The 25465-nt window shown below is 69.8% G+C and carries 26 protein-coding genes and 2 pseudogenes; 14 read left to right on the forward strand and 14 right to left on the reverse strand.

What is annotated here, in order from left to right; translation table 11 throughout:
- Positions 1-85: 85 nt before the first annotated feature.
- Together BG418_RS11100 and BG418_RS11105 are read left to right on the forward strand one after the other, a co-directional pair.
- Positions 86-334 carry a DUF5133 domain-containing protein gene (locus tag BG418_RS11100; RefSeq protein WP_188273584.1) on the forward strand — a complete coding sequence of 83 codons (249 nt, stop codon included), beginning with the start codon at positions 86-88 and terminating at the stop codon, positions 332-334.
- A gap of 236 nt (positions 335-570) precedes the next feature.
- Positions 571-897: a plasmid stabilization protein gene (locus BG418_RS11105; protein WP_188273585.1), complete on the forward strand. Its 327-nt coding sequence runs from the start codon at positions 571-573 to the stop codon at positions 895-897.
- Between the two features lie 22 nt (positions 898-919).
- Here BG418_RS11105 and BG418_RS11110 read toward each other — a convergent pair whose 3' ends face one another.
- A complete protein-coding gene (locus BG418_RS11110) occupies positions 920-1567 on the reverse strand; it encodes a TetR/AcrR family transcriptional regulator (protein WP_188273586.1) in 648 nt (215 codons plus the stop codon).
- A 159-nt stretch (positions 1568-1726) separates the two neighbouring features.
- On the opposite strand from BG418_RS11110, the gene BG418_RS11115 reads away from it, so the two are divergent.
- A complete protein-coding gene (locus BG418_RS11115) occupies positions 1727-2464 on the forward strand; it encodes an SRPBCC family protein (RefSeq protein ID WP_188273587.1) in 738 nt (245 codons plus the stop codon).
- Between the two features lie 73 nt (positions 2465-2537).
- Here the strand turns inward: BG418_RS11115 and BG418_RS11120 are convergent, their stop codons facing one another.
- Positions 2538-4025 (reverse strand): NAD(P)/FAD-dependent oxidoreductase, encoded by a 1488-nt coding sequence (locus BG418_RS11120; RefSeq protein WP_188273588.1) that lies wholly within the window; start codon positions 4023-4025, stop codon positions 2538-2540.
- 235 nt (positions 4026-4260) lie between these two features.
- On the opposite strand from BG418_RS11120, the pseudogene BG418_RS41135 reads away from it, so the two are divergent.
- From BG418_RS41135 to BG418_RS11150, 7 genes and pseudogenes are all read left to right on the forward strand, one after another.
- Positions 4261-4395: pseudogene (locus BG418_RS41135) on the forward strand (hypothetical protein); the annotation flags it as partial.
- 34 nt (positions 4396-4429) lie between these two features.
- A complete protein-coding gene (locus tag BG418_RS41140) occupies positions 4430-4762 on the forward strand; it encodes a DinB family protein (protein ID WP_398998449.1) in 333 nt (110 codons plus the stop codon).
- Between the two features lie 553 nt (positions 4763-5315).
- A complete protein-coding gene (locus BG418_RS11130; protein WP_188273590.1) occupies positions 5316-6041 on the forward strand; it encodes a trans-aconitate 2-methyltransferase in 726 nt (241 codons plus the stop codon).
- A gap of 67 nt (positions 6042-6108) precedes the next feature.
- Positions 6109-6591: a hypothetical protein gene (locus BG418_RS11135; protein ID WP_317453609.1), complete on the forward strand. Its 483-nt coding sequence runs from the start codon at positions 6109-6111 to the stop codon at positions 6589-6591.
- A 164-nt stretch (positions 6592-6755) separates the two neighbouring features.
- On the forward strand, positions 6756-7181 hold the full coding sequence (locus tag BG418_RS11140; RefSeq protein WP_188273592.1) for a nuclear transport factor 2 family protein: 426 nt from the start codon (positions 6756-6758) through the stop codon (positions 7179-7181).
- Between the two features lie 42 nt (positions 7182-7223).
- Complete coding sequence (locus BG418_RS11145) at positions 7224-7544, forward strand: nuclear transport factor 2 family protein (RefSeq protein ID WP_188273593.1); 321 nt, start codon at positions 7224-7226, stop codon at positions 7542-7544.
- A gap of 143 nt (positions 7545-7687) precedes the next feature.
- The gene (locus BG418_RS11150) at positions 7688-10993 is read left to right on the forward strand and encodes a BTAD domain-containing putative transcriptional regulator (protein WP_188273594.1); all 3306 of its coding nucleotides are present in this window, start codon (positions 7688-7690) and stop codon (positions 10991-10993) included.
- Here BG418_RS11150 and BG418_RS11155 read toward each other — a convergent pair.
- From BG418_RS11155 to BG418_RS11185, 7 genes are all read right to left on the reverse strand, one after another.
- Positions 10965-11282: an AzlD domain-containing protein gene (locus BG418_RS11155; protein ID WP_188273595.1), complete on the reverse strand. Its 318-nt coding sequence runs from the start codon at positions 11280-11282 to the stop codon at positions 10965-10967. The two genes, BG418_RS11150 and BG418_RS11155, sit on opposite strands and share 29 nt — an antisense overlap.
- A gap of 43 nt (positions 11283-11325) precedes the next feature.
- Positions 11326-12030 (reverse strand): AzlC family ABC transporter permease, encoded by a 705-nt coding sequence (locus BG418_RS11160; protein WP_188273596.1) that lies wholly within the window; start codon positions 12028-12030, stop codon positions 11326-11328.
- A complete protein-coding gene (locus BG418_RS11165) occupies positions 12027-12950 on the reverse strand; it encodes a branched-chain amino acid aminotransferase (protein ID WP_188273597.1) in 924 nt (307 codons plus the stop codon). Before BG418_RS11165 ends, BG418_RS11160 begins: the two co-directional genes overlap by 4 nt.
- An 11-nt stretch (positions 12951-12961) precedes the next feature.
- Positions 12962-13426 (reverse strand): nuclear transport factor 2 family protein, encoded by a 465-nt coding sequence (locus BG418_RS11170; protein ID WP_188273598.1) that lies wholly within the window; start codon positions 13424-13426, stop codon positions 12962-12964.
- 26 nt (positions 13427-13452) lie between these two features.
- Positions 13453-14721, reverse strand: coding sequence for a DUF6421 family protein (locus BG418_RS11175; protein ID WP_188273599.1), 1269 nt, complete (start codon positions 14719-14721; stop codon positions 13453-13455).
- Complete coding sequence (locus tag BG418_RS11180; RefSeq protein ID WP_188273600.1) at positions 14718-15299, reverse strand: bacilysin biosynthesis protein BacA; 582 nt, start codon at positions 15297-15299, stop codon at positions 14718-14720. Before BG418_RS11180 ends, BG418_RS11175 begins: the two co-directional genes overlap by 4 nt.
- 334 nt (positions 15300-15633) lie before the next feature.
- Positions 15634-16059: a hypothetical protein gene (locus BG418_RS11185; protein WP_188273601.1), complete on the reverse strand. Its 426-nt coding sequence runs from the start codon at positions 16057-16059 to the stop codon at positions 15634-15636.
- 176 nt (positions 16060-16235) lie between these two features.
- Between BG418_RS11185 and BG418_RS11190 the strand changes: the two genes are divergently transcribed.
- From BG418_RS11190 to BG418_RS11200, 3 genes are all read left to right on the forward strand, one after another.
- Positions 16236-17105, forward strand: a complete 870-nt coding sequence (locus BG418_RS11190) for an HNH endonuclease family protein (RefSeq protein ID WP_188273602.1) — start codon at positions 16236-16238, stop codon at positions 17103-17105.
- A 154-nt stretch (positions 17106-17259) separates the two neighbouring features.
- A complete protein-coding gene (locus BG418_RS11195; protein WP_223184640.1) occupies positions 17260-18597 on the forward strand; it encodes a (2,3-dihydroxybenzoyl)adenylate synthase in 1338 nt (445 codons plus the stop codon).
- A gap of 118 nt (positions 18598-18715) precedes the next feature.
- Positions 18716-19909, forward strand: a complete 1194-nt coding sequence (locus BG418_RS11200) for a serine/threonine-protein kinase (protein ID WP_188273603.1) — start codon at positions 18716-18718, stop codon at positions 19907-19909.
- 105 nt (positions 19910-20014) lie between these two features.
- Here the strand turns inward: BG418_RS11200 and BG418_RS11205 are convergent, their stop codons facing one another.
- The 4 genes and pseudogenes from BG418_RS11205 to BG418_RS11215 all read right to left on the reverse strand — a co-directional run bounded on the left by BG418_RS11205 (position 20015) and on the right by BG418_RS11215 (position 23710).
- Complete coding sequence (locus BG418_RS11205) at positions 20015-21952, reverse strand: sialidase family protein (RefSeq protein WP_223184641.1); 1938 nt, start codon at positions 21950-21952, stop codon at positions 20015-20017.
- Between the two features lie 397 nt (positions 21953-22349).
- Positions 22350-22643, reverse strand: a pseudogene (locus tag BG418_RS41145) (DNA glycosylase AlkZ-like family protein); the annotation flags it as partial.
- A gap of 12 nt (positions 22644-22655) precedes the next feature.
- A complete protein-coding gene (locus BG418_RS41150) occupies positions 22656-23096 on the reverse strand; it encodes a DNA glycosylase AlkZ-like family protein (RefSeq protein WP_398998363.1) in 441 nt (146 codons plus the stop codon).
- 167 nt (positions 23097-23263) lie between these two features.
- The gene (locus tag BG418_RS11215; RefSeq protein ID WP_223184642.1) at positions 23264-23710 is read right to left on the reverse strand and encodes an NADPH-dependent F420 reductase; all 447 of its coding nucleotides are present in this window, start codon (positions 23708-23710) and stop codon (positions 23264-23266) included.
- Between BG418_RS11215 and BG418_RS11220 the strand changes: the two genes are divergently transcribed.
- The gene (locus BG418_RS11220) at positions 23688-24422 is read left to right on the forward strand and encodes a YafY family protein (RefSeq protein ID WP_188273604.1); all 735 of its coding nucleotides are present in this window, start codon (positions 23688-23690) and stop codon (positions 24420-24422) included. The two genes, BG418_RS11215 and BG418_RS11220, sit on opposite strands and share 23 nt — an antisense overlap.
- 37 nt (positions 24423-24459) lie before the next feature.
- On the opposite strand, the gene BG418_RS11225 is transcribed toward BG418_RS11220, so the two are convergent.
- Complete coding sequence (locus BG418_RS11225) at positions 24460-25197, reverse strand: 2OG-Fe(II) oxygenase (protein WP_188273743.1); 738 nt, start codon at positions 25195-25197, stop codon at positions 24460-24462.
- Positions 25198-25465: the final 268 nt, after the last annotated feature.

The raw sequence follows: 25465 nt of genomic DNA on the forward strand, positions 1-25465 counted from the left end.
GATCACTCCCCGCAACCGCACGGATCGCGAAGGTGGCCGGGGGTGGGCATGATGGGTGCGCTCGGCCCACGGCCAGGAGGTCACGATGCTGCTGCCCGACAAGATCATCCTCGCCCGGCTGCTCTTCCACTACCGCGCGCAGGAGCGCTCCGTACTGGCGAACCCCCATGAGGCGAGCCTGCGCAGACGCTTCGAGGACACCGCGTACACGCTGTGCGTGCTGATGGGAGAGCGAACGGCGCGCGAGGCGGCGACGGCCGCCGAGCGGTATCTGGGCGGGTCCGGCCACCACAAAGCCCAGGCCGCGCCGCCGCTCGGGCTGGGCAGCGAGTAGCACCGCGGCAGTCGGGCACACTTCTCGCACGCTTGCCGAGGCAGTGGAGCAAAGCGGTTCGCTCGCATCCTCGATGCCTATCGACACACGACGGGAACCCGTCCTTCGTCGCCCGCGCATGACTCGTAAACCTAAAGCCACCGACGGCCCGCCGCCCGAATTGCGGGGTGAGCAGCAAGAGTCGAAGGTAAACCCACAGTCCTTTCACGAAGCCTTCAAGTAGCCAAGGAGTCGAAATGCCGCGCGGATCCAGCCCCAAGCGGGAGCGTCAGTACGAGCACATCAAGGAAAGCGCCGAAGAACGCGGCGAGAGCACAAAGCGCGCCAAGGAGATCGCCGCCAGGACGGTCAACAAGGAGCGGGCCCGGTCCGGCGAGTCGAAGACCGCCAGCAAGAGCTCCATCGAGGACATGTCGTCGTCCAAGCGAGGCGGACAGCGCTCTCACACCGGCGCACAGGGCCCGACCTACGACCAGCTCTACGCCGAGGCCCAGCGCCGCAACATCCATGGCCGCTCCACCATGGACAAGGCCCAGCTGAAGCGGGCACTCGGCGGAAAGTAACGCCCCCCGGCCGAGGATCTCGTCAGCGAGGCGGCAGGGTCTCCATTTCCTCGGTGATCAGCAGTTCGGGGTCGAATGCCATCCCGGTGAAGTGGCCGGCGAGTTCGAGCGAAAGTACACCGTGCAGACGGGTCCAGAAGGACAGCGCGCGATGCAGCGTCGCGGCTGTCGCCGGATGGCCGTCGGCCCACTCGCGGTGGTTCTCCAGATGGGAGTCGAAGGGCGTCGCCGGACTGCCCGCCGACAGCGCACCGCACGCTTCGAGCAGCACCGTCATGACCTCGGAGGAGATCGCGGTGATGTCGTCGGGCGCGTGATAGCCGGGTACGGGCGTGCCGTAGATGAGGAAGTACCGCTGCGGGTCGCTGCGAGCCCATCCCCGGATGACGCCTGCCAGCCCGAACAGGTCGGCACCGGAGTCGAATGCCGTACGGACGGTGTCGGCGAGGCTTCGGTAGGCGTCGCGGATGAGCGCGGTGATCAACTCATCGCGACTGGCGAAGTACCGGTACAGGGCGGGACCGCTCATGCCCATCCGCTTGGCGATCGCGTTGAGCGACAGCGCCGGCACTCCCGCTGCGGCGATCTGCTCCCACGCGTGCTGCTTGATCTCCGCGCGCAGCTGCGCCCGGTAGCGCTCCCGCGGGCTCTGCCCATCCGGGTCCGTCATCAGCTGCCCCTTCCCCGGCCGGTGTGACACCACCGAAGTCTAGCTAGAGGGTCTCACTTTCCCTATTGACGCTCACGCTAGAGTCGTTATAGCTTCTAACTATCGAAAGAAATGCTAACGCACAGCCTCCGTAGCAGCCGAGGAACGAGGAGAAACGTCATGACCGACACCCGCCCGTACGCCTCGCCGAACACACCGGACCTGCCGAACTCGCAGCCCCTCACCGGCTCCCCACGCCCTTCCCGGCGCCAGGCCAAGCCGCGCGCCGCCCTGGGCGCCCTCTTACTGACCGCCGCCGGACTCCTCGGCACCGCCACCGCCGCACCGGCCCACGCCACCACCGCCGTCCGCGACGAGACGGCCGGCCACGCCACGCCTCCCGGCGCGGTGACATGTCAGGGCAAGGGCATCGACCCCACGGCCAAGATCCACTACCGGACCGAGACCTTCATCAAGGCACCGCTGAGCACCATCTGGAAGCTGCACACCGACGTCGAAGGCTGGCCCTCCTGGCAGGCGTCCGTCACCTCCGCGAAGCGGCTGGACCCGGGGCCGCTGCGTATGGGATCACAGTTCCGCTGGACCACCCCGGCGCCCCCCACACCCACGACGCCCGCCACCACCCTCGTCATCACCTCCTCCGTCCAGCAGATCCAGCACAACCGGTGCATCCGCTGGAGCGGACCCGCCCTCGGCGACGGACTGCGCATCGACGAGGGCATCCACGTCTGGAACTTCGTCAAGGTCAAGGGCGGCGTCCTCGTCCGCACCGAGGAGAGCTGGACCGGCAAGCAGATCGAGGCCGACCCGGCCACCTCCCTCACCTACCTCGCACCGGGCCTCGACGCCTGGCTCGCCGACCTCAAGACCACCGCCGAAGCCCACCACCGCTCCTGAGCCGACGGTCGGCCCGGCCATGGCCTGCACCCCAACGGCTTTCTCCTCATCACGAGTGCCGTGCAGGACCTGGTCATACGGCCGCGGGCGAGGTCGCCGGAGGCGGGTCGTTCACGGGCTCCTTCCCGTTCGTGTAGACCGTCGGGTCGAAGTGGCTCAGGCGGCGAACGAGTTGGCCGGTGGACCAGGGCCAGCAGAACGTGTTCCGCCCGTCGGGGCCGAAGTAGTAACTGGTGCAGCCGCCGGTGTTGTAGACGGTCGTGCGCAGCGCCTGCTGCACCTCGGCGTTGTACTGCGCCTGGGCTGCCGGCGTGATGTCCATGGACGTGACGCCCGACAGATGGTGGACCGCGGCACACAGATAGGTGAGCTGCGCTTCCAGCACGGTGATGGCGGACGATGCCCCGGTGAGGAGGTTGGGGCCGAGCAGGAGGAAGAGGTTGGGGAAACCGCTGACGGTGGTGCCGAGGTAGGCCTCGCGGCCGTGCCGCCAGGCGTCGTGGAGCGTACGCCCGTCGACGCCGTGGACGCTCCGGGCCAGGGGCAGCTCGCCGATGTGGAATCCGGTGGCGAGGACGACGGCGTCCACCTCCGCCAAGCTGCCGTCGGTGCCGATGAGTTGACTGCCTCGTACGGCCGAGACCGCAGTGCTGTGCAGGTGGACGTGGGGTTTGGCGAGCGCCGGATAGTACGTGCTCGACGACAGCAGCCGTTTGCAGCCGATCGTGTGGTCCGGGGTGAGCGCCTTCCGTAATCTCCGGTCCCGGACCGCGAACCGCAGGTGCATCCGCCCGCCGACTTGCAGCAGGCGCGCGAGCCGGGGATGCCGGAAGGCGTATCCGAACGCCTCCTGCACCCCGTACTGCCCCGCCCGCACGGCGCGCAGCGCGAGACCCCGCCGCAGGGCGCTCGGCAGGGTGAAGTCGGGTTTGGGCAGCAGCCATTGGGCCGTGCGCTGGAATACGTGTACGGCCGCCGCGCGCTCCTCGATCGCCGGGACGACCTGCACGGCGGACGCCCCACTGCCGACCACGGCCACACGCCGCCCGGTGAGATCCACGGAGTGGTCCCACCGCGCGGTGTGGAACACCGGCCCCGGGAACGTGTCGAGCCCCGGCACCTCCGGCCACCTCGGCCGATGCCAGGGGCCGGTGGCCATCACCAGCGCGCGTGCGGTGTACTCGCCGTCCGAGGTCTCCAGCCGCCATCGCCCGGCGTCCTGATCCCACCTCGCCTGTTGTACGTCGACACCGCACCGCAGGACGTCACCGACCCCGCACCGTTCCACGGTCTCGCGGAGGTAGGTATGGATCTCGCGCTGCCCGGCGAAGACTCTGCTCCATCCGGGACTTTTGGCGAACGAATAGCAGTAGAGCACGGACGGAACGTCACACGCACACCCCGGGTAGGTGTTGTCCCGCCAAGTCCCCCCAATATCAAGGGACTTCTCCAATATGAGAAGGTCCCGAACACCTTCCTGCCGCAGCCGTATCGCAGCCCCGATCCCGGAGAACCCCGCACCGACCACCACTACCTGAACGTCCCTCGTATCCCGATGCACCGCACCACCATGCGCAGAAGCGGAAGCACCCAATCAGGGCGCGAACCGGCGCGTGGGGTGCGGAGGGTCGGGGTTGTGGGGCGCGCGGGTGGCGATGCACTCCCCTGGCTCACGCCGGGGGTTTGGCGACCAGTCGCCCTTGTGGCGGATGATCTCCGCGAGGATGGTTGGTGTCCTGGAGCAGCAACTGCGGGAGACGGGCGGCAGGTTGACCGACACGAATGGCTGGCAGGGGATGACGTTGGGGCTCTTCCGGCGGGTCCGGAGCGATCTCGCCGGGTCGGTGGAGGGGGCCGGGAGCGCGTCGCTCGACTGGAAGGTGACGCCGACCGGCAACAGCGTGGGATGGCTCGCGTGGCACATCGCAAGGGGGCAGGACCGGAACGTGTCCGAGATGATCGGCGATCCTCAGGTCTGGGTCTCCGGCGGATGGGCGGCGCTGTCATCGCCCGGCAGATCCGTCCGACACCGGTTTTGGCCATTCAACGGCACAGGCCGCGGGCTTCCAGAGCCCTGGAAGCGACATACTGCTGGCCTATCACGGTGCCGTTCACGAACTGGTGGAGCGATACCTGTCCACAGCGCCCGACAACGATCTGAGCCGGGTCGTCGTCAGTCCCACTCTGGGCAATGCCCATACGGTCGAGGAACGCCTACGCGGGCTGGTCACGGACAGCTTCGCTCACTTGGGGCAGATCTACTTACTCCAGGGGCTGATGCCCGACACCGTCCACTGACACCTTCCGGCCGTCGTGTTTGACTGCACCCGTGTCCCGGCGACCCGAGCGTGTCGGACAGTTCCGTGGGCGGGTGCTGGCCGGGCCGCCGCGACCGGAAGTCGTCTTCGAGGGGTACGTCGCGGTGCCCTGCGTGCTGTATCCGGAGCAGGTGGTCCCCGAGCAGCTTGGCCATTCGGTTTCCCGCTTTCGCACTCGGTTGGCTTGGCTCGCCACAGGCTCCAGGTGCCGACGGATCGGCGCGATCCTTTCTGCGAGGGCTGAACCGTTCGTCGTCGGACAGCCGGGGGCGGTGATGGGCTGCGCATCCACCGCACGCACGACGACCTGCTCAGAGTCACCGTCGCCGACCGCCCGGCACCGTTGATGGAACTGGTGCTGGCTTTCCAGATGTTGCAGCGGATCCTGTCCACGCCACGCGCCGAGGCCCGCTCGGAGGCCAACCAAATGTGCGGGACTGCAACCGCTGCTGCGCGATGCCGCCTGCCCCGGGCCGTACGCCGGAACCGCTTTCCCGCCGCCGTCTGTCAGTGCTCTCGTCTAGCCTCGCCGCATGACTGAGCCCTCCTACCTCGCCGCCGTCCGGGAGTCGTACGACACCGTCGCCGTCGACTATGTCGCACATGTGAAGAATCCCGATGAGTTGGATCCCTTGTCGCGCGCGATGCTGGGCGCGTTCGCCGAACTCGTACGGGGCTCCGGCCGGGGGCCGGTCGCGGACCTCGGGTGCGGGCCCGGCAAGGTGACGGCGTACCTGGCCGGGCTGGGGGTGTCGGCATTCGGTGTCGACGTGTCGCCGAAGATGATCGAGCTGGCCCGAGAGGCTTATCCCGAACTACAGTTCATGGTGGGGTCGATGACCGGGCTCGACATCGGCACGGAAGCCCTCGGGGGCATTCTGGCCTACTACTCCACTCACCACACACCACCGGAGCTGCTGCCGGTCGTGTTCGGCGAGTTCCACCGCGCGCTCGCGCCCGGTGGGCATCTGATGCTCGTCGGCTATGTCGGAAACGGTGAACGTCTGCGTCCTGCGCAGGGGCACGGCGGCCATGCCGTGTCCTACGAGTCCCATCTGCTGCCGGCGGACCGGATCACGGAACTGCTGGGCCAGGCCGGGCTCGTCGTCGTCGCGCGCCTGGTCCAGGAGCCCGGCGAAGGCATGAAGAGGACGATAGCCAGCTTCATGGTCCGCAAGCCGGAATCCGTCCCGCCGTCTCAGGGTGGGGGAACCGGTACTGGAGCCTCCGCCAGTCCTGGTGGGCCGCCGTCGCCCTGAGTACGCCCCAGCAGATCAGACCGCCCCGGCAACACAACAACCCGATCCCCTCGGCACAATGAGCCACATGGCCAACAAGAAGCGCCCGGCATTCACACTGCCACGGGGCGCGACAGGCTTCTTCCAGCCGGGGGACGGGGCGCTGCCGGAAACAGATCAGCGGGCGTTCCGTACCGCCTTGCATGCCGCCGCCAGGGTCGCCGAAGGTCGGGTGGGCGACATCGAGGAACAGGTGTACCCCCGGACGTTTCACACCGCATCGGTGGTCCACGGCACAGTAGATGGCGAGAATGTCATTCTCTGCCATGCTCATCACCCTTGGATAGCTTTCGTCATGGAACGTCGGGACTGGTACACGGACGCATTCCTCTCCCCGCCACCATGGGCCCACTCCTTTACCTCCGCGGGATTTGTCGTCCTGTCACGCGAACAACTGGCCACGCCCCTCGCCGACGTGGATGCCTCAGCGCTGTCCCAGGCCGAATGGCGGCAAGTGCGCCACCACGGCGTCGCCACGCTGGGTGGCGTGCTGTTCAACGCATGGGACTGACGGCCGCCGGGGTTCGCTTCTGACGTACGTTCCCGTTCGCGCCGCCGCCGGCTCATGGCCAGAAACAGGCGGCGGCGTTTACGCTCGCCGCCACAGGCGCACCACACTGGAAGCTCGACGACCATGGAACGGCAAGGAACCGTACGAGAGCAGGAGTTGGTGCGATGTCCACGCAGTCCCCCGCCGGAGCCGCGCAGTCCACCCGCGGTGTGATCGACGCCTATCTGGCCCGGCTCTCCGCGCGGGATCTGGAAGGTGCGGTTCAGCTCTGCGCCGAGTCGGTGGTGTGGGACGCCCAGAGCTCCCCGGACGTGCCGTGGTCGGGAGTGCGGACCGGCCGGGCCGGGGTCATGGAGTTCTTCACCACGCTCCACAAGCACCTGAAGCCCGAGGAGTTCACCGTCACGCACATCGTGGTCGAGGGCGAGCACGGGGTGATCATCGGCCATCTGCGGGACACCGTGAAGGCCACCGGTAAACCGCTGGTCACGCCGTTCTCCGCCCATGCCACCGTCATCGACGGACAGATCGTGCGCTATCACCTCTTCGAGGACACCCACGCCCTCCACCTGGCCATGACCGACCGCTGACCCGCCTGCCCGTCGCCGCCCCTACCAGGAGAGGTACGTGAGATGACCCCCCGCGACATGCCGTCCCACCCGGTCGTACGCGCCTTCGTCGACGCGATCAACGCCCAGGACCAGCAGGCCCTTTGGTCCGTCCTCGCCAAGGACGCCACCGTGATCGACGTGGGAACCGAACGCGACCTCGCCGCGTGGGTGGAGAGGGAGCTCTTCTCGTCCCACGCCCATATGGAGGTGGTGCGGGAGTCCTCCGACGGTCTGTCGATGACCGCCCGTTTCCACAACGACATCTGGGGGGACATCGACACAGTGTGGGAGTTCTCGGTCTCCGACGGGACAATCCGGCGCTTCGTCACCGGCCCCGGGTGAGCACCGGCCCGGCCTCGGCGCCGGGCCGATACTCGACCCGGCCGTGCGGCGCGGGAACCTGGAACGCGGAACACCCGCCGTAAGGAACGACAGCGCACAGTACGGGTACGGGCAGTAGGGAACACGGAAGCCGAGGCAATGGTGTGAGCCGCACCTCGGGGCCCGAGGAGGAACAGGCACCGAAGGAGTCGGTGCGCATCTGCCTCCTGGGCCCGGTGAGCGTGGAAGTCCAAGGCCGCCATATCGACCTCGGGCCACAGCAGCGCGCACTCCTCGCGGCCCTCGCGCTCGCCCGGGGCCGTCCCGTCAGCACCTCGCGGCTCGCCGAACTCCTGTGGGAGGGTGACGCGCCGGACGGGGCGATCAGTGCGCTGCGTACGCATGTGATGCATCTGCGCCGCGTCCTGGAGCCGGGCCGGCGCGCCACCTCCGGCTTCGAGGTGCTGGTCAGCGCGGGCGCCCGGAGCAACACCAGTTACACCTTGCAGGTGACGGACGAGCAGGTCGACGCGCTGCACTTCGTCCATCTCACCGATCAGGCCCGCAAGGCGGCGGCCGACGCCGACGCCTCGGCCGCCGTCGGGCTGCTCGACCAGGCGCTCGCCCTGTGGACCGGGGCCGCGCTCGAAGGGGTCAGCGACCGCAGCTTCGCGCTGGCCGAGGCCGACCGCCTCGAAGAGCTGCGCCTGGTGGCCAGGGAGGACCGGCTCGACGCGCTCATCGAGCTCGGCCGCCATGAGGAGTCGGGGGCCGAACTGACCATGCTGGTCAGCGAGTTCCCGCTGCGCGAGCGGCTGCGCTACCAGCTGATGCTGACGCTGTACCGCTCGGGACGCCAGGCGGACGCCCTCGCCGCGTACCGCGATTTCTATCAGCTCCTCAATGCGGAAGTCGGCATCGAGCCGGGGCGGCAGCTCAAGGAGCTCCATCAGCGTGTCCTGGTCGGCGATCCCGGCCTCGCCCTCGGCCCGGAGACCGCGCGCATCCCCGAGCCCGCGCCCCCGCCCGCGCCGCCACGCCCTGTTCCACGCCAACTCCCGCCCGACATAGCCAGCTTCACCGGTCGGGTCGCCTATCTGCGTGAGCTCGACGCTCTGCTGTCCCATTACGACACGGGACCCGGGCAGACACTGGTGATCTCCGCCGTCTCCGGCATGGCGGGCGTCGGCAAGACCGCGCTGGCCGTGCACTGGATGCACCGGGTGGCCGACCGTTTCCCCGACGGCCAGCTCTACGCGAACCTGCGCGGCCACGCCCCCGATCCCCCGGCCACGGCCGACGAGTCCCTGGCCCAGCTCCTTCGGGCGCTCGGGGTCGGCACCGGGCATCTGCCGGAGAGCACGGACGAGAAGACCGCCCTGTACCGCTCGCTCCTGGCGGGCAAACGCATGCTGATCCTGCTGGACGACGCTGCCGGGCTCGAACAGGTGCGCCCGCTGCTGCCCGGCTCCCCGACCTGCTTCGTCGTCGTCACCAGCCGCACCGATCTGCGGGGTCTGACCGCGTTCCACGACGCGCACCGGGTGAACCTGGCCGTCTTCGGCGAGGAGGAGGCCCTCGCGCTGCTCGCCCGCGTCATCGGCGCGGACCGCGTGCAGGAGGAGCCGGAGGCCGCCGCCGAAATCGTCCGGCTCTGCGGCCATCTGCCGTTGGCCGTACGGATCGTGGCGGCGCATCTCATCGGCGACCAGTACGTGTCCGTCGCGGAGGTCGTGCGCGCGCTGCGCGGCGACGACCGCCTCGACGACCTCGCGCTCGACCAGGAGCAGCACACCGGCGTACGCAGCGCCCTCGCGCTCTCCTACCGGTCCCTGCCCGCCCCGGAACAGCAGCTGCTGCGGTTGCTCGCCCTCACCCCCGGCCCCGAGGTCTCGGCCCCGGCCGTCGCGGCCCTGGCCGGGACCGCCCTGCCCGGCACGGCCCGGCTCCTGGACCGGCTCGTCGCCCGCAGTCTGCTGGAGACGCATCGACCCGGGCGCTTCCATCTGCACGCCCTGGTCCGCCTGTTCGCCCGCGAACGGGCCGAGGCGGAGGACGGCGCCACCACGCGCGAGAGCGCCGTCGCCCGCCTGCTCACCTGGTATCTGGGCACCGCCGAGCAGGCCGCGCATCTGCTCTACGGCACTTTCTACTCCTGGTACGCGGCCGAGCCGCCCGAGCCCGACGGCTCCCCCACCGCGCCCCTGACCTTCCCCGGTACCACCGCCGCGCTGGTGTGGCTGGAGGACGAACGGCCCGCCCTGCTGGCGTGTGCACAGCACGCGCTGCGGAACGGGCCGCGCTTCTTCGCCTGGCGGTCCGCCCTGGCCATGCACGGCCATCTGATGGAGCACGGCCGGCGCACCGACTGGCTGCGCGCCGCGCACGTCGGGCTGCGCGCCGCCGAGGCCGAGCGCGACGACCACGCGCAGGCGGTGATGCACTGGAGCCTGTGTTACGTGCTGTGGGAACTGGCCCGGCACGACGAGGCGCTGCGGCACAGCGACCGCGCCGACGCGCTGTTCGCGCGGGCCGGACTGCCGGTGGAGCAGGCCGGTGCGGTGCTCGGGCTCGCCGCCTCCCGTCGCGAGCAAGGCGCCCTCGGCCAGGCCTCCCGCGACGCCGAACGGGCCCTGGCCCTCTACCGCGAAGGCGGCGAGCCCGCCGGTGAGGCGTGGGCGCTGGTCGTACTCGGCTCGGTCCGCCTCGACCAGGGCCGCCTCGTCGCGGCGCAGCAGCACTTCACCGACGCCCTGGCACGCGCCGAGGTGTCGCAGGACCAGCACACGGTGATGCTGGCCCTGTGGAACCTCGGCGCCGTCCACCACGCGCTCGGCGCATCGGACGAGGCACATCTCCTGCTCACCCGCGCCCTCGCCGCCGACGGCAGGCTGCTCTCCACGTACGCGGCGGAGGGCGCGCTCAACGCCCTCGCGGTGGTGTGCCGGGACACCGGCGACCCCCGGCTCGCGCTCAAGTACGGCGTCGACGCGCTCAGCATCACCCACCGCACCCGCCGCCGTCTGGTGGAGCCGGACGCGCTCAACACGATCGGTACGGTGCTGCTGCGCCTGGACGACGTACCCGGCGCCCTGGACCACCACCGTCGCGCCCTGGAAGCGGCCCAGCTGGCCGGGTGCCGCCGGGCCGAGGCCGGGGCCTGTGTGGGGCTCGCCGCCGTGTACCGACACCTCGGCGACAAGCGCGAGGCCCTGGCGTACACCCGGCGGGCGCTGAGCACCGCACGCCAGACCGGGCTCAGGCTCGCCATAGGCGAGGCACAGACCGAGCTCGCCCGCGTGCACCTGGCGCTCGGTCAGCACACCAAAGCCGCGCAGGCGGTCGAGCGGACGCTGCGGCTGCATCGGATCACCGGGCACCGGCCCGGCCTCGCGGAGGCCGAAGAGGTGGCCGCCGCCGTACGGCGCGCCGGCGCCGACCTCAGCTCAGCGCCCGCACCGCCGCCGTGACCACGGCCGCCACCAGCACGACGAGCGGCACCGGCGCCTTGAGCCGCCAGGCCACGAGGGCCGCGCCGAATCCGGCGAGCCGGGCGTCGAAGGTCAGGCCGTGCGCGCCCGCCGAGCCCACCAACTGGGTGACGACCAGCACGGCGAGCAACGCGGGCGTCAGATACTCCACGAACCGGGGGAACCAGCCGGGCAGTTCACGGTCGCCCATCACCAGCGAACCGGCGCCTTTGATCAGGAACGTGGTCACCACGAGGGCCCCGACGACGATCCACGGGTTGCTGCTCAACGCGCCCTCCACGTAAGGGAGTTGTCCATCCGACCCCGGCAGGTCATCGCGCCCTCCACGTCCATACGACGGCGATGAGACACGCCACGGCGATGGCCATGTCGGGCACCGCGACGGCGGTGAGGAGCGCGGCGCAGCCCGCCGCCGTGGCGGCCGCCGATCGCTTGCGGGAGCCACCCAGGTGCGGTGCCAGCAGGAGGAAGAACAGCACCGGTGAGACCGCGTCCAGGCCGTAGTTGAGGACGTCCACCGCCTTGAACGGGCCGATCGCCCCCAGCAGCGTGCCCAGGACCCAGCCGAGCCAGAGCACCACACCGGAGGAGAGCAGCCGTACGCGGTCGAAGCGCCCGTCCGCGTCGCTCGCGATGGCCCAGGACTCCTCGATGACCAGCTGGGACTCGACCGCGCGCCGGGCCCGTCCGCCGCGCAGCGCGGGCAGGATGGCGAAGCCCATCACCAGGTAGCGCAGGTTCAGGAGCGTCCCGGCGACGGCCGCGGCCGCCCAGCCGCCGCCGTTGACGATCACCGAGACGGCGGCGAACTGCGAGGAGCCGACGAAGACCAGGCCGGACATCGAGGTCGCGGCGAGCGCGCTGAATCCGGCGCCCTTGGCGAGCACGCCGAAGGAGATGCCGAAGGCGAAGATCGCGACGGTGAACGGCACGGCGGCTTTCGCACCCACGGCCCAGGCCGCACGCCGTGCGTCGCGCGCGGCCGGAGGGGTGGGCTCGGACTCGGTGCCGGTCATGCGCTCTCGCTTCGCCCCGCGCTCGTATCGGCGACGAGAGCCGAGCGCACAAGCCCGGCGTACGCCTTCGCCAGCGCGGCGGTGATATCACCCACCGCGTACTCCCGGTCGTCGACGGCCGCGACCGGCTGCACCTCGTACGCCGTACCGGTCAGGAACACCTCGTCCGCGCACGCCAGTTGGTCGGGCGCGAGGTGTCGCTCGACGACCGCGAGGCCCAGGCCGTGGGCGATGTCGATGACGGTACGGCGGGTGATGCCGTCCAGGACGCACTCCGGCGGCGGGGTGTGCAGTTCCCCGCCGATCACCAGGAACAGATTGGCGCCGGTGGCCTCGGCGAGGCGGCCGCGGTGGTCGAGGAGGAGTGCGTCGTCATAGCCCTCCTGCTCGGCCTCCTGTCCGGCGAGGGGGCCGATCGCGTACAAGGCCGCGGCCTTGGCTCGGATCGGCGCGGTGTCGGGGGCGGGGCGCCGCCAGCGCGAGGTGCGCAGCCGGATGCCGCGCGACCCGCCGTCGAAGACACGCGGCCACGGCCAGGCCGCGATCGCCACATGGACGGAGGTGCCCTGCGCGACGAGACGCAGGCTGTCGCTGCCGCGCCAGGCGACCGGGCGGACGTAGCCCTCGTCGAGAGCCGCGAGGGCGACGACCTCACGGGTGGCCACATCCAACTCCTCGGCGGTCCAAGGCAGTTCGTACCCCATTTCGCGGGCCGAGGCGACGAGTCGGGCGCTGTGCTCATGGAGCTTGAAGACCCGGCCGCCGTAGGCGCGCTCGCCTTCGAAGACGCTGCCGCCGTAGTGCAGCCCATGGCTGAGGACGTGCAGCCGGGCCTCGCGCCAGGGCACGAACTCCCCGTCGAGCCAGATGACGCCGTCCCGGTCGTCGAGCGGCGCGAACGGCACGTGGGCTTCGGTCATGCGGGCTTCGGTCACGTGGCGAACCCCCGCTCGGCGTACGGGAAGCCCTCCAGTTCATTGACGTCGATGGTGTCGTCGCGCCGGGACGCGTAATAGATACGGATCTCGTCGATCAGTCCCGAGTCGTCGAACCGGTAGACCTCCGCGCCGCGCAGCACCTTGCCCAGGCGTGGTTTGAACGCGGTCCACTCGCAGATGGCCGTGCGACTGTGCTCGTCCGCGTAGACGGCGTCCACGGCCCAGTGCGAGGAGTTGGCCCGTACGTCGGCGCCCCAGCGTTCCACGATGGGGTCGATACCCCGGACGGGTCCGGACATGCCGGTGGCGAGGTAGTGCACGACCTGCTCGGAGAGGCACTGGGCGAACAGATCGCGGTCGACTTTGTTGCACGCCTCGAAGTACTGCCGCACCGCGGCCTCCATCGCGGCCCGGTGCAGTGTCGGGGCGCCCTCGTCCGTGGTGGCTTCGCTGTCCATGTCGCCTTGTCTCCTTCTTCTCCAGGTCACATCTGGGCCGGCGCGAAGTGCAGGGGTGGCAGGGCGGCGAGACGGTCCCGCGCGCGGACGAGCCGGAGCTGGTCGTCCGTGAAGGCGTAGCGGTCGCCCTCGGCGCCCTCGCGCAGCTGTGTGCGTACCAGCGCCTTGGCCGCCGCACGGTACTCGGCGGGTGTGGTGACCTTCGCTTCCATCTCCTCGATCGTATCGACGAGTTCGCGCAGTGCGTGGAGAACGCGGTCGTACGACAGGTGCAACCGTTCGCCGTCGCCGGTGATGGCGTGGCGTTCGCGCAGCCAGGAGTAAAGGAACACGCCGGTGCCCGCGTCGAAGTTGCGGACCGCGTGGGCGTCGAGCGGATAGCGGAACATCCGCTCGACCAGAACCATGGCGATCTGTTCGTCGGCGTACGGTATGTCGTCCTCGTGACAGGCGAGCACGGTCTTGGCGTCCACCTTCAGCTCTTCGAGGAGGCCGATGAACCAGTTCATCTTGAGTTTGATGTGCTGGTCGAGCGGCCAACTCCCCTGGTGGTGGAAGTAGTCGTGCAGATATCCCCAGAGTGAGCGCGCCTGGTAACACGCCTCGGGGTCCATTCCGGTCGAGGCACGTGGAACGGATTCCGCGCTGAGGACCGTCCGCGCGGACGGCACGGCGAACGTCTCGTGAATCATCCGGAATTTACTGAAGAAGAAGATGGCATAGCCCTGTTCGGCCACTTTGTCGTGGGCCGCCACATTCTCCGGGAAGAAGACGATGCAGTTGCCTTTCGCCACTCCTTCGCTGCCCGCGAGCAGCACGGTGGCCTGGCAGTTGTTCTTGGGATGCGGATAGCGGACGGCCACGTCGGCGAGTGCGTCGGGTTCCTTGCGGCGCACGAGGAAGAACTCAAGCCGCTTGCCGACCGGTGGGGCGCTGTTGGTGGTCTGGACGGGGGCGAGGAACGCCGCCCAGTCCCCGTCGGCCGGGGCGACGAGAGCGTCGCGGCTGCGGGCGAAGTGGGGTGCGGTGTCGAGTCCGGCGGCCAGCCAGTCGTCGACGTCGGCGGCGAGCGCGTCGGCCTGCGCCGCCCTGCCGTGCCCGGTGAACCATTGAACGGCCTCGTCCTTGATGGCCAGGAGGGCGCGGCGGTCCTCGTCGCCCGGTGCGTGGACCGTGCCGTCGTCGCGCTGGCGGAGACGGAAGGCGTCGACCATGGGCAGGAGTCCGCGACCGAGCCGCACCGCCTCGCCGAGCATGGCGTCCGCACGGTGGTACGTGTTGGACGTCCCGCTCATGGGGCGTCGTCCCGTACGTGGTGGACCGTGTAGACCATCGGCACTTCGCCGAAGCTACGGATGACGCGCAGGCCGTGGGCCCGCGCCGCGACGACGGTGGTGACGCATCCGTCGACCTTGCCGTCGGCGCAGTCGATGGCCGCCTGCGCGTTGCTGCTCACCAACTGCCGTTCACCGGTGGGCGGTACGAGACCGGCCGGGGCCGGGTGAGTGGCCACGGTGCGCGGCTCGGCGGGCGCACCCGGCGCGACGGCGAGCACCATTTCGTGGGTGGGCCAGACGAAGGAGTCCACCATGCGACAGACCTGGAGGTTCCCGAAGACGAGCGTGTGCAGATCCGGGTAGACCGCGCAGGCGAGCAGAGCGTGCTCACCGGTCCTGGGCACGCTCTCCATGGCGTATTCGAGCGTCGCGTGCAGCACGACCTGTCCGTCGTCCGTACGCCCTTGCCGACTGAACCACCGATGGGCCGCCGCCTCCAGATTGGTGCCGGTGGGGCCCAGTGTGTGCAGATATCGGATCTCGTCGATGGATGAAGGCGCTAAGGAACTGACGCGCCCTTGTTCCCCCGTGACCATTTTCTACTCCCCTATGCTTTCCCCCGCATATTCCGGTTGCCCTGAGGCAACACGCGGACTGGGCGCGTCCGCACTCGGCCCGCGTCGGCGATCCTAAGCGGCTGCGCTCCATGGCGGCTAGCGCGCCGGGGGTTCCACCGACGGGATTCCCGCACTCTGGCCACTTCGGCTCGCTCAGCCTTGCGGATATCCGGCGACAAATCCCATCGGGCCGGGCGACAATCACACGGCTTTCATCGACACATCCGGATGTCGCGGTCCACATCGCGTCATATGGCCGACACGCGTCGGCACACACCGGTCACCTGGGTGCAAAGAGACCCCGTACGCGTTCCTACAGCTCGTGGTCCCTGGCCACTTCCTCCCAGGAAATGTCGCCGAGCACGGCACTCTCGCCCGACGGGACGTCCGCGGTGGGCTGGAACCAGACAACGACGAGCGCGGAGCGGTACAGGACCGGGTCATGGTCGGGGTCGATCGCGGTGGAACCGAAGACGCCGACACACCGCACGGCGGGCAGCACCTCGACGGGACCGAAGGCGCCCCCGGTCTGGTCCGGATACTCACGGGAGGGCGGAACGAGGTGGACCGGCAAGGTGGGGAAGTCGCGTTCGGCGGTCCGCACGGCGCCGGTGACCTTCATGTCGTTGATGGGCTTGCACGGGTAGCCCTCCAGCATGCTGCCGTACGTCGAGGACGTCCGCAGATCGGAGAGCTCGATGGAGCGGCCGGAGGCGAGGACGATGTTACTCAGTGACATGTCCACACCTTAGGTCTGCGCGTCACGCGGTACGAACGGGAAAACACCGACCGGAGACTGGGCAACACGCCGTCAAACGGGCGAATTCCCGAACAATCCGCGTCGTTCATGCCTGGGCGGTCAATCCCTCCTAGCGGTGCCCCGGCACCTGCCACGTCATATCGAAGGAGGCCCTTGTGCGCCCGTACATGGGATCGGCCATCACATCCGTACTTCTCACCGCCGCCCTGCCCGCGGCCCTGCTCCCCGCCATCGCCAACGCCACGGCCCTGTCCGCCCGGCCGGAGTCCACCCGGCAGCACGCGGCGGCACGGAACTTCGACGAGCTCGACTGCGAAGGACCCGAGGAGGACCGGCTGCCGCCGTCCGATTCGGGCCAGGGCGGGGTACACCAGCCCGGCGGCACGACGCCCAGCCCCACGTCCAGCCCGGCAGCGAACCCCACGTCCACCCACCGCGGCCTCCGCGCCGACGCCGTCAAGTGGCCCAAGAACGTTCCCGACCTCGACGACGCCAAGCGCATGCTCGGCGAGCTGGACGTCCACACGTTCGACAGCAGCGGGTTCCAGCGGACCTACTTCGGCGGTAAGAGCTGCTGGGTCCTGCACGGCGCGGACAAGTGCCCGACCCGCGAGCTCGCGCTCAAAGCGCTGTCCGAGATCCCGGTGACCCTGAAGGGGACCTGCAAGGTCGTCGGCGGGCGGTGGCACAGCGCGTACGACGAGATGACGCTCACCAATCCCCTGCGGGTCGACATCGACCACATCGTGCCGCTCAGAGTGGCGTGGGGTTCGGGCGCCCGGGACTGGCCGGAGTACAAGCGCCGCGCGTTCGCCAACGATCTCAGCGGCTCCCCGCAGCTCATCGCCGTCTCCACCTGGAGCAACCGCGAGAAGGGCGACAAGGGGCCCGAGAAGTGGCTGCCCAAGGGATACGAGTGCATGTACAGCCGCTCCTGGGTCGGTGTGAAGGACTACTACGGGCTCAGCGTCACCAACGCGGAGAAGAACAAGCTCCAGCAGGTGCTGGACCACTGCCCGTCATAGCCCGGCACCCTGGTCCCGGACAGCACGTTCTTCCTGGTCAGCAGCGCTCATTGGACGTTCTGCCGATGGAGTACAGCGTCCATGGTCGGGAAAGCGCATTGCGGACAAGGGGTGTTGACGGTTTGGATCGCCACGGTCAACAAGAAGGAACCGAATGGCATCCATGCTCGCCGGCTGCACGCCCTGGCCCGAGGAGTTCGTCGACCGCTACTGGGCGTCCGGGCACTGGCGCGGCAATACGCTGGACAACCTGCTGCGCGACTGGGCCCTGCAGCACGGGCCTCGCACCGCGCTCGTGCACGGCGACACCCGCGTCACGTACGCGAACCTGAACCGGCGCGTGGACCGTATGGCCGCCGGGTTCCTGCTGCGCGGCCTGCGGCCCGGGCAACGGGTCCTCGTCCAGCTGCCGAACGTACCCGAGTTCGTCATCACGGTGTTCGCGCTGATGCGGGTCGGCGCGGTCCCCGTGTTCTGCCCGGTCGCGCACCGCGCGTCCGAGGTGTCCCACCTCGCGCGGCTCACCGAGGCCGTCGGCTACGTCGGTCCCTCGACGTACCAGGGTTTCGACCACATGGCGATGGCCGCGGACATCGCGACCCAAGGGCCGTTCCTGCGGCGGGTGTTCACGTATGAGGCGCCGGGCACCTCGTCCCCGTACGGCGGTATGTCGACCGACCCGTCGGGCTGTCACTACTTCCCGCTGGACTCCGTCGACGCCCCGCCCGAGCGTGCGCGCACACAGAACGCCGACCAGGTGGCGTTCCTCCTGCCGTCCGGCGCCCGGCTCGTTCCACGCACCCACAACGACTACGCCTACCAGGCGCGGGCCGCCGCCGAGCTGGTGTCGCTCAGCGAGGACGACGTGTATCTCGCCGCGCTGCCCGCCGAGTCCACCTTCGCCTTCGGCTGCCCCGGCATCGTCGGCACCCTCTCCGTCGGCGGTACCGTCGTCCTGGTCGAGAGCCTGGAACCCGCCGAATGCTTTACGGTCATCGAGCGCGAGCGGGTCACCATCACATCGATGACACCCGCCGTCGCCCAGCGCTGGATCGACGAACTCCCCATGATCCAGGCTGACTTGAGCAGTCTGCGTCTGGTGCAGATCGGCGGCGCACCCCTGGACCGAGCGGCCGCCAAACGTATGGGCCCGGAATTGGGCTGCCGCCTCCAGCAGGTCTTCTCCCTGTCCGAGGGGCTGCTCACGCTCACCCGGCCCACCGATTCGGACGAGGCCGTGCTCACCACTCAGGGCCGCCCGCTCTCGCCCGACGACGAGATTCGTATCGTCGACGCCGACGGCAAGGAGGTGCCTGACGGGGAACCGGGTGAACTCCTCGTACGCGGTCCGTATACCGCACGCGGCTATTACCGGGAGCCCGACGCACGCTCCTTCACCCCTGACGGCTACCTCCGCACCGGCCACCTCGCACGGCGCACCCCGGACGGCAATCTGGTGCTGACCGGCCGCTTCAAGGACGCGGCGGGCTGACGACCGCACCCGGTGGCCCCGGTGCTGTCACCCGAAACGATCACCCCGCGACCTGCGTCCTGCAGCTCGGAGTGCGTAAGCCATACTGAGGCGCCGGAGCACAGGGGGTACACAGCACATGGGGCACGGGGCGGACGGTGCAGGCGGCCTGCCGGAGCGTATCGGTGGGTACGCCGTGGAGCGGGAGTTGGGGGCCGGCGGGATGGGCACCGTCTATCTGGCGCGTTCGCGCGGTGGACGCGCGGTGGCCGTGAAGGTGGCGCGCCCGGAGCTCGCGGCCGACCCGCACTTTCGAGAGCGGTTCCGCGCCGAGGTCGCGGCCGCGCGGAGCGTGGGTGGCTTCCATACGGCCCCGGTGGTCGACGCGGACCCGGCAGCGGCGACGCCCTGGCTGGCCACGGCGTACGTTCCCGGGCCCACGCTCGCCGCGCTGCTCGAAGCCGAGGGGCCGATGGACGAGGCCCGGCTGCGGCAGCTGGGCGCGGCCCTCGCCGAGGCGCTGGCGGCGATCCATGGCTGCGGCCTGGTGCACCGTGACCTCAAGCCCGGAAACATCATCATGGCCGCGGACGGCCCCCGGGTTCTGGACTTCGGTATCTCCCGGGCGCTGGAGTCGACCCGCCTGACGGCCACCGGTATGGCTTTCGGGACGCCGGGGTTCCTGGCGCCCGAGCAGGCGCAGGGGCAGGAAGTCGGCGGCGCCGCCGATGTGTTCGCTCTGGGTGCGGTGCTCGTCGCGGCGGCGGGCGGCAGTGCGTTCGGGGCGGGAACGCCCATGGGCCTGATGTACCGGTCGGTACACGAGTCACCGGATCTGACAGCGGTACCGGACGGCCTACGGCCGGTCCTGGCGTCGTGCCTGGCCAAGGATCCGGCTCAACGGCCCACGCCGGAGCGCCTGTTGGACCTGTTCGTGCCGGACGCCGTGACGTACTCGCCCACGGTGGCGGTACCCCCGCCGCCTTCCTACGCGCCGTTCGGCGCCGTCCCGCCGCACCGGGCCCCTACCGAGCCTGCCCCTGTGGGCGACGCGTCGGCCAACGCCGACCTCACCTTTGTGGCGACGGACTCGAAGGTTTCCCTGCTGATAGACGCTGCGGGCGTCGCGCTCGGCTCGGAAGCCGGGGACCTGCTGTGCACCTGGGCCGAGATCAGAACGGTCGAGTACGCGCCCGAAGGTCCCAAACACCTCAAGGTCACCGTCCACCTTCACAACGGTGCCGCCTATCAGTGCCTGCTCGCCGCTCGTAGGCGGACCCACCTGCGGGAGTGGCTGGAGGACCTGCCACTGATCCTGGAGTGCTTCATGTAGCCGCCGCACAGCCCAGGTGCGCGTTGATCGGGGTGAAGCACAACTCGGCCTGCACCACCGCACTCTGCGGGTGCGGCCCGCACGCCGGGCCGCACCCCTCGGAGGTCAGTGCGCGGTGACGAGGGCGGCGCGGCCCGTCGGAACCGGCGAGGTGTACGTCGGGGACTGGTGGGACCTGACCGGGCCGCCCGCGATGGGCTGGGGGCCCGCCGTATAGAGGGCTTCGTCGAACGCCTGGCCGTTGGTGGGGGCCTTGCCGACGGCGAAGGTGGCGACCGCCTTGCCGCCCACGACGGAGGTCGAGATGTAGTCGCCGACCATGCTCCCCTGGGTGGTGGAGGCGATCTGGCTCAGCGGGAACGGGCCCGCCAGGGTCGTCGGCGCGGACCAGCTGGTGCCGCTGTTGGCCGAGGACACATAGCCGACCTGGAGCTGGCAGGTCGTCGCCGTGCAGTTGGCCTGCGGGTAGAAGTAGTAGTACAGCCCGATCCGGGCCGACGAGCCCGAGGTCGACTTGTCCACGCCGATGCCGGGGATGAAGTGGTCGACGCTGCTGGAGGTGGCGTCGATGGGGACCCGGGTCACGGCCGACCACGACGTGCCGTTGGTGGACGTCGAGTAGACGATGTCGTTGGACGGGCAGCCTGAGCGGAAGCGGCAGTCCTGCCAGGCGACGTAGATCTTCCCGGCCCCGTCGATCTCCGCCGAGGGCAGCCCCTCGCCGTCGCGGAGGTTACCGGCGACGCCGTGGCTGGTCACGTTCGCGACCAGCGAGGTGGAGCTCCAACTGGACCCGCCGTTCGTGGAGTTGAAGGCGCGGACCGAGGTCCCGTTGGTGGAGTAGGGGACCACCACTGTGCCGCTCGGTTGGACCAGCGGCTGGCCGCCGAGGCCGGCCGGGTTGCCGGAGGGCGATGTGGGCGCGGCCCAGGTGGTGCCGCCGTCCGTGGAGGTGCTCATGATGACGCGATTGCCGGACGAGGTGACGTCGACCTCGACGTAGCAGTTGCCGTAGAAGGGGCTCGTGGCGGTGTTGTCGCAGACGATCCACTCCTTGTCGTACCCCTGACCGTCGTTGCCGACCGCGAGAACGGGGTTCTGCCAGGAGATACCGTCGGCGGAGCGGCTGACGGTCACCCCGGCGCCGTTGACGCTCGCATCGATGACGAGACCGGCGACCATCCAGGTGCCGTGCTTGGCGTCATAGGCGACCGCCGGGTCGGACACCCGCGCCCAACTGCCGCCCTGGTAGACGGTGATGCCCGGCAGCATCCCGTGCTGCCAGGTGGCGCCGCCGTCGGTGGAGGTGTTCCAGCCGATGTCGGACGAGCCGCCGTCGGTGAACCGGCCGACCTGCGAGGAGGCGACGACCGTACTGCCGTACGCGAAGGTGTCCGGCTCCAGCTCGGTGGCGTGCTGGCTGGTGGTGTTGGTGAACGGGTCGGTGCTGAGCTGGGTGAGCGAGGGCGGCGGTGTGGTGCCGGTGAGGGCGACGTCGTCGTAGAGCGTGTACGTGGCGTCGCCCGCGTAGTTGTCGTCGTGACTGACGAGCGTGAGGGTGTAGCTGTGCCCCTCGGTCACGGCGGTGGCGACCTGCTGCCAGCCCTGGCCGTTGGTGCAGGTCTTGGCGAGGACGGTGCTGGTGGTGCCTGCGGTGTTGTCGCGGAGGGTGGCCGTCGCCCAGTCATAGGTGAGGGTGTCGGGACAGGTGATGTCGTACCAGAACGACAGCTGGTTCTCACCGGTCGCGGTGGTGAAGGTCTGGGCGATGGACGAGTCGCCGTTGGTGGGGGTTGTGCCTCCCACCCGTGCGGTGTAAGTACCGCTGTGCGCACCCGAGTTGACCGTGGTCGTGGTGCCGGTCGACGTCCAACCGCTGAGCGACCCGGACTCGAAGCCGCCGTTGCTCACGGCGGCCTCGGCCGGTTGGGCGAGCAGCGCGGCGGAGAACAGGACGGTGGCGAACGTGGTGGAGGCGGCAAGTAGGCGGCGTATGTGCGGGATTCTGGCTCTCCGTACGGATTGCCACACGCGATGCGACATGGAACTCACCCTTCACGCAGCCGGGTCGGGGGACCCGCGGGGACATAGGGAAGTCCGTTCACGTACGGGGCGAGATGCTGCCAGGGTGATGTTTCCGCCACAATGCGGAGGGCACGGAATCATGTCATGCACACGGTAAAGCTTTGACATGTCTCGGAGTTGGCGTCAAAAGGCTTGGAGATCAGTCCGCCGTACGGGTCCCGGAAGGCTCGGCCGCGAGACGGGGTTCGAGCGGGGTGCGGTAACACGGGGTGACCCGGGTGTCGCCGAGGAATGCCGACAGGCGGTCGACTTCGGCTGCGACGGCGGTGCGGGCCGCGCGGCCGGGGTCGGTGAGGAGGTGGTGGTTGATGTGGCCGCCGGAGTGCTGGGCCCATGCGCCGACGATGCGGCCGTTTCACCAGATGGTGAGGCCGATGTTGCCGTTGCGGTAGAAGAGGGCCTTGGTGTGGTCGGGGTCGAGATACCAGTCCCGGTGACGCCAGCCCATGGCCGTGGGGTCGAGGCCGGGCAGGAGGGCGGCTGAGGGTTCCGGCGCGGTGTCGGGTGCGTCGGGGTGATCGGACGCGTCGAGGTGTTCGGGCAGCAAGTAGCCCGTGCCCTCGTCCAGTTCGACGGCTTGGGCGCCGGTGGCGGCGAGAGCCTTGCGGGTGTCGGTGAGGGTCCAGCCGGTCCACCACTTCAGATCGTCGACGGTGACCGGTCAGAAGGCCGCCACATAGCGGCGGGCCAGCTCCGTCTTCGCCTCGGCGACCGGCACCTCCGGCAGCGGACGCGCCGATGTCCAGCGGAACTGCGCCGAGGTCCACGAACCGACCGGACGGCCGCGCCGGATACGCCCCTCGGAGGCGAGCACACCCAGGACCGGCGTACTCGCGCGCTGCCGTGACTCGTACGGTTTGCCGGGAGAGACCACGATCTGCCCGCGCAAATCGGGTACGTCGACGGCGAGTTGAGCGGCGGTGGCCTCGCCCCGGACTGCCATCGCCTGAAGGACCGAGCGCTCCGCGGCGACGTACCGCCGCTCGTCCCACCCCAGGGCGTCGCGCAGTCTCACCAGGGCGTCGGCGCGGTGGCGAGGGGTGAGCGGCCCGGCGGTCGCGGAGTGGACGGCCGGGGCGACGGCGGAGGGGACGACGAACATGGTGCGGCGCCTGGCCTTGGGTGTGTAAGGGTCAGGTTCAGGGTGAGAGTCGGCGCGCTCCGGTGGGTGCGGAAGGGCGCGGCCGTCCGGCACGCCGGTGCCACGGGCCGGCTCACCCGTGGCACCGATGACGGCGACTGTCCGGCGCGGTGAAGGCACGCCGGGCCTCAGCGGACGACCTTGATGCCGAAGTGACCGCCGAACTGCTGGCCGAGACCGAAGCCGATGGCCGAGTGCATATGGGCGTACATCTCCATGCCGCGGGCGCACACCAGGGGGCCGAGGTCGAGGATGTCGGTCCAGCCGTACAACTTCAGCAGCTCGATGACCTGCTGCTTGGCGTCCGCGTGCTCGCTCGCGAGGAACATGGTGTGGTCGCCGCCCGCGACGACCTCGGGGTTGACGACCGTCGCCTGTTCCTGCGTGACGAAGGACTTGACGACCTTGGTCCGCGGAAGGGCGCGCTGGATCTGCTCACCGAGGCTGTCGGTGTCGCACGGGTCGAGCTTCGGCATGGTTCCCCAGGGAGTGGGCCAGGGGTGGGCGACATCGGGGTTGTAGATGTACGGGACGGCGTAGTCGACGAGCGTCTTGCCGGCGAGTCGGTCGGCCATCGCGGTCGCCCTGCGCACGGCCGCCGGTGGCCTGACCGGGATCGAGGAGACGGCTCTGAGAACCCTGGCCAAGCTCGAACAGGTCCTCCCCCGCCGACTGCGCGGCCAGGTCACCGCCCTCCAGACCTCCCTCGCCGGCATCACCTGGGAGAACCGGGGACCGCGCGCCGACCCGGCCCTCCTGGCCACCCTCGCCGTCGCCTGCCGCGACCACGAGATCCTGACCTTCGGCTGCACCACCCGTCACAGCGCCACCACGGCACGCCGCGCCGAACCCTGCCGCCTGGTCGCCTCCGGCGGCCTCTGGTATCTCCTCGCCCACGACACCGAGAAAGACGACTGGCGCCTCTTCCGTCTCGACCGCATCACCGAACCCACACCCACTGACCGACGCGCCCCCCCACGCCCGGCCCCCGGCGACGACCCCGCAGCCTTCGTGGCGTCCCGCCTGTCCGCCGCGCCCACCCGCTACCGGGTCGTCGCCACCGTCGAGGCCCCCGCCGACGAAGTCCGCGCCCGCACCCGAGGCCTCGCCACCCGCATCCACCGCCTCACCGACACCACGTGCCTGGTCGACGCCTCCGACGACACGCTCCCCCGCATCGCCCAGACCTTGGCCGGCCTCGACACCGACTACACCCTCGACGCGGCCCCGGAGGTCGTCACCTACCTCCGGGACGCCGCCCAGCGCACTTTGCGAGCGGTGGGCTGAAGGTACTTACGTAGTCGCCCCGCCCGCCAGGCATGCGTCACGCGGCATCGTGAAAGACAAGCCCCAGTGCGCGCCGCCGCCCCGAGCGGACCGTGCTCACGCCGTGCCGCATGGGCCCGTTCGACCAACCACGCTTCGTTGCCACCGGGCGGTCGCGGGTGGTGAAGATCAGCCCGTGGCCCTGGAGCAGGGTCGTGGACGAACCCCTCGACTGCGCGCGCGGGCGCTGCTCGGTCATGATGAACTCGCCGCCGGTGAAGTCGGTTCCGGGTGCGTCCAGGCCGATGACGACCTGGAGCGGGAAGAGCATGTCGCCGAACACATCGCGGTGCAGCGCGTTCCAGTCCCCCGGGCCGTATCGCAGCAGGATCTGCGCCGAGCGCTCCTGCCCGGCCTCATGGCACATGCCCAGCCACTCCTCCAGCGTGTCCGGCCAGGGCGCGGGCCTGCGCAGCTTCTCGGCCCAGTCGCGGGCGATGGGCAGCAGTAGCGGGTAGAACGCCTTGCGCAACTCCTGTACCACGTCAGGGAGTTCATGTGTCAAGTAGCGGTACTGGCCGGAGCCGAAGCGATGGCGGGCCATGTCGATCGTCGTACGGAAACGGTCGGCCTCGTCGTACAGGCCCGCGATCTCATGGCACTCGGCGGGGGTGAGGAGTCGGCCGGTGAGGGCGTGGCCGTACTCGTCGAGTTCGCTGGTGAGCGCGGGCCAGTGGGACGCGGTGACACGGTCGCCGACGTTTCGCGACCGTGAGCGATGAGCGGTGTCGAGCATGACGTTCTCCAGGTCCGGGAGCTTCTGCTCTCCACCCTGCGGCTTCCGCCCCGCCATATCCGGCGGGATTCGGACGTCACGCTGCGAGGCGGGCGGCGCTGGTCGGCCGGCGGGTCAACTCCCTGGGCAGGGGGCCGACTCGCCACCGTCCCGGTCGGTGACGCCGTCGCCGCGTTCCGCGAGCGTCCGATGCGGCTCCGGGCCCCCAGGGGCACCAATGCCGCGCCTTGGTCCCTGTGAGCGCTACCCTGGTCGTCTGCGGCGATCT

Origin of the sequence: Streptomyces sp. CBMA152 (assembly GCF_014596475.1) — a bacterium.
Taxonomy (GTDB): Bacteria; Actinomycetota; Actinomycetes; order Streptomycetales; family Streptomycetaceae; genus Streptomyces.

Bases quoted from the DNA above. Each gene is read 5' to 3' on its own strand.
- BG418_RS11185 (WP_188273601.1), bottom strand. From the start codon at position 16,059: ATGTCACTGAGTAACATCGTCCTCGCCTCCGGCCGCTCCATCGAGCTC.
- BG418_RS11100 (WP_188273584.1), top strand. From the start codon at position 86: ATGCTGCTGCCCGACAAGATCATCCTCGCCCGGCTGCTCTTCCACTAC.
- BG418_RS11200 (WP_188273603.1), top strand. From the start codon at position 18,716: ATGGGGCACGGGGCGGACGGTGCAGGCGGCCTGCCGGAGCGTATCGGT.
- BG418_RS11205 (WP_223184641.1), bottom strand. From the start codon at position 21,952: ATGTCGCATCGCGTGTGGCAATCCGTACGGAGAGCCAGAATCCCGCAC.
- BG418_RS11175 (WP_188273599.1), bottom strand. From the start codon at position 14,721: ATGAGCGGGACGTCCAACACGTACCACCGTGCGGACGCCATGCTCGGC.
- BG418_RS11160 (WP_188273596.1), bottom strand. From the start codon at position 12,030: ATGACCGGCACCGAGTCCGAGCCCACCCCTCCGGCCGCGCGCGACGCA.
- BG418_RS11105 (WP_188273585.1), top strand. From the start codon at position 571: ATGCCGCGCGGATCCAGCCCCAAGCGGGAGCGTCAGTACGAGCACATC.
- BG418_RS11140 (WP_188273592.1), top strand. From the start codon at position 6,756: ATGTCCACGCAGTCCCCCGCCGGAGCCGCGCAGTCCACCCGCGGTGTG.
- BG418_RS11130 (WP_188273590.1), top strand. From the start codon at position 5,316: ATGACTGAGCCCTCCTACCTCGCCGCCGTCCGGGAGTCGTACGACACC.
- BG418_RS11195 (WP_223184640.1), top strand. From the start codon at position 17,260: ATGGCATCCATGCTCGCCGGCTGCACGCCCTGGCCCGAGGAGTTCGTC.
- BG418_RS11170 (WP_188273598.1), bottom strand. From the start codon at position 13,426: ATGGACAGCGAAGCCACCACGGACGAGGGCGCCCCGACACTGCACCGG.
- BG418_RS11180 (WP_188273600.1), bottom strand. From the start codon at position 15,299: ATGGTCACGGGGGAACAAGGGCGCGTCAGTTCCTTAGCGCCTTCATCC.
- BG418_RS11215 (WP_223184642.1), bottom strand. From the start codon at position 23,710: ATGGCCGACCGACTCGCCGGCAAGACGCTCGTCGACTACGCCGTCCCG.
- BG418_RS11165 (WP_188273597.1), bottom strand. From the start codon at position 12,950: ATGACCGAAGCCCACGTGCCGTTCGCGCCGCTCGACGACCGGGACGGC.
- BG418_RS11110 (WP_188273586.1), bottom strand. From the start codon at position 1,567: ATGACGGACCCGGATGGGCAGAGCCCGCGGGAGCGCTACCGGGCGCAG.
- BG418_RS41150 (WP_398998363.1), bottom strand. From the start codon at position 23,096: ATGTTCGTCGTCCCCTCCGCCGTCGCCCCGGCCGTCCACTCCGCGACC.
- BG418_RS11135 (WP_317453609.1), top strand. From the start codon at position 6,109: ATGGCCAACAAGAAGCGCCCGGCATTCACACTGCCACGGGGCGCGACA.
- BG418_RS11145 (WP_188273593.1), top strand. From the start codon at position 7,224: ATGACCCCCCGCGACATGCCGTCCCACCCGGTCGTACGCGCCTTCGTC.
- BG418_RS11225 (WP_188273743.1), bottom strand. From the start codon at position 25,197: ATGCTCGACACCGCTCATCGCTCACGGTCGCGAAACGTCGGCGACCGT.
- BG418_RS11115 (WP_188273587.1), top strand. From the start codon at position 1,727: ATGACCGACACCCGCCCGTACGCCTCGCCGAACACACCGGACCTGCCG.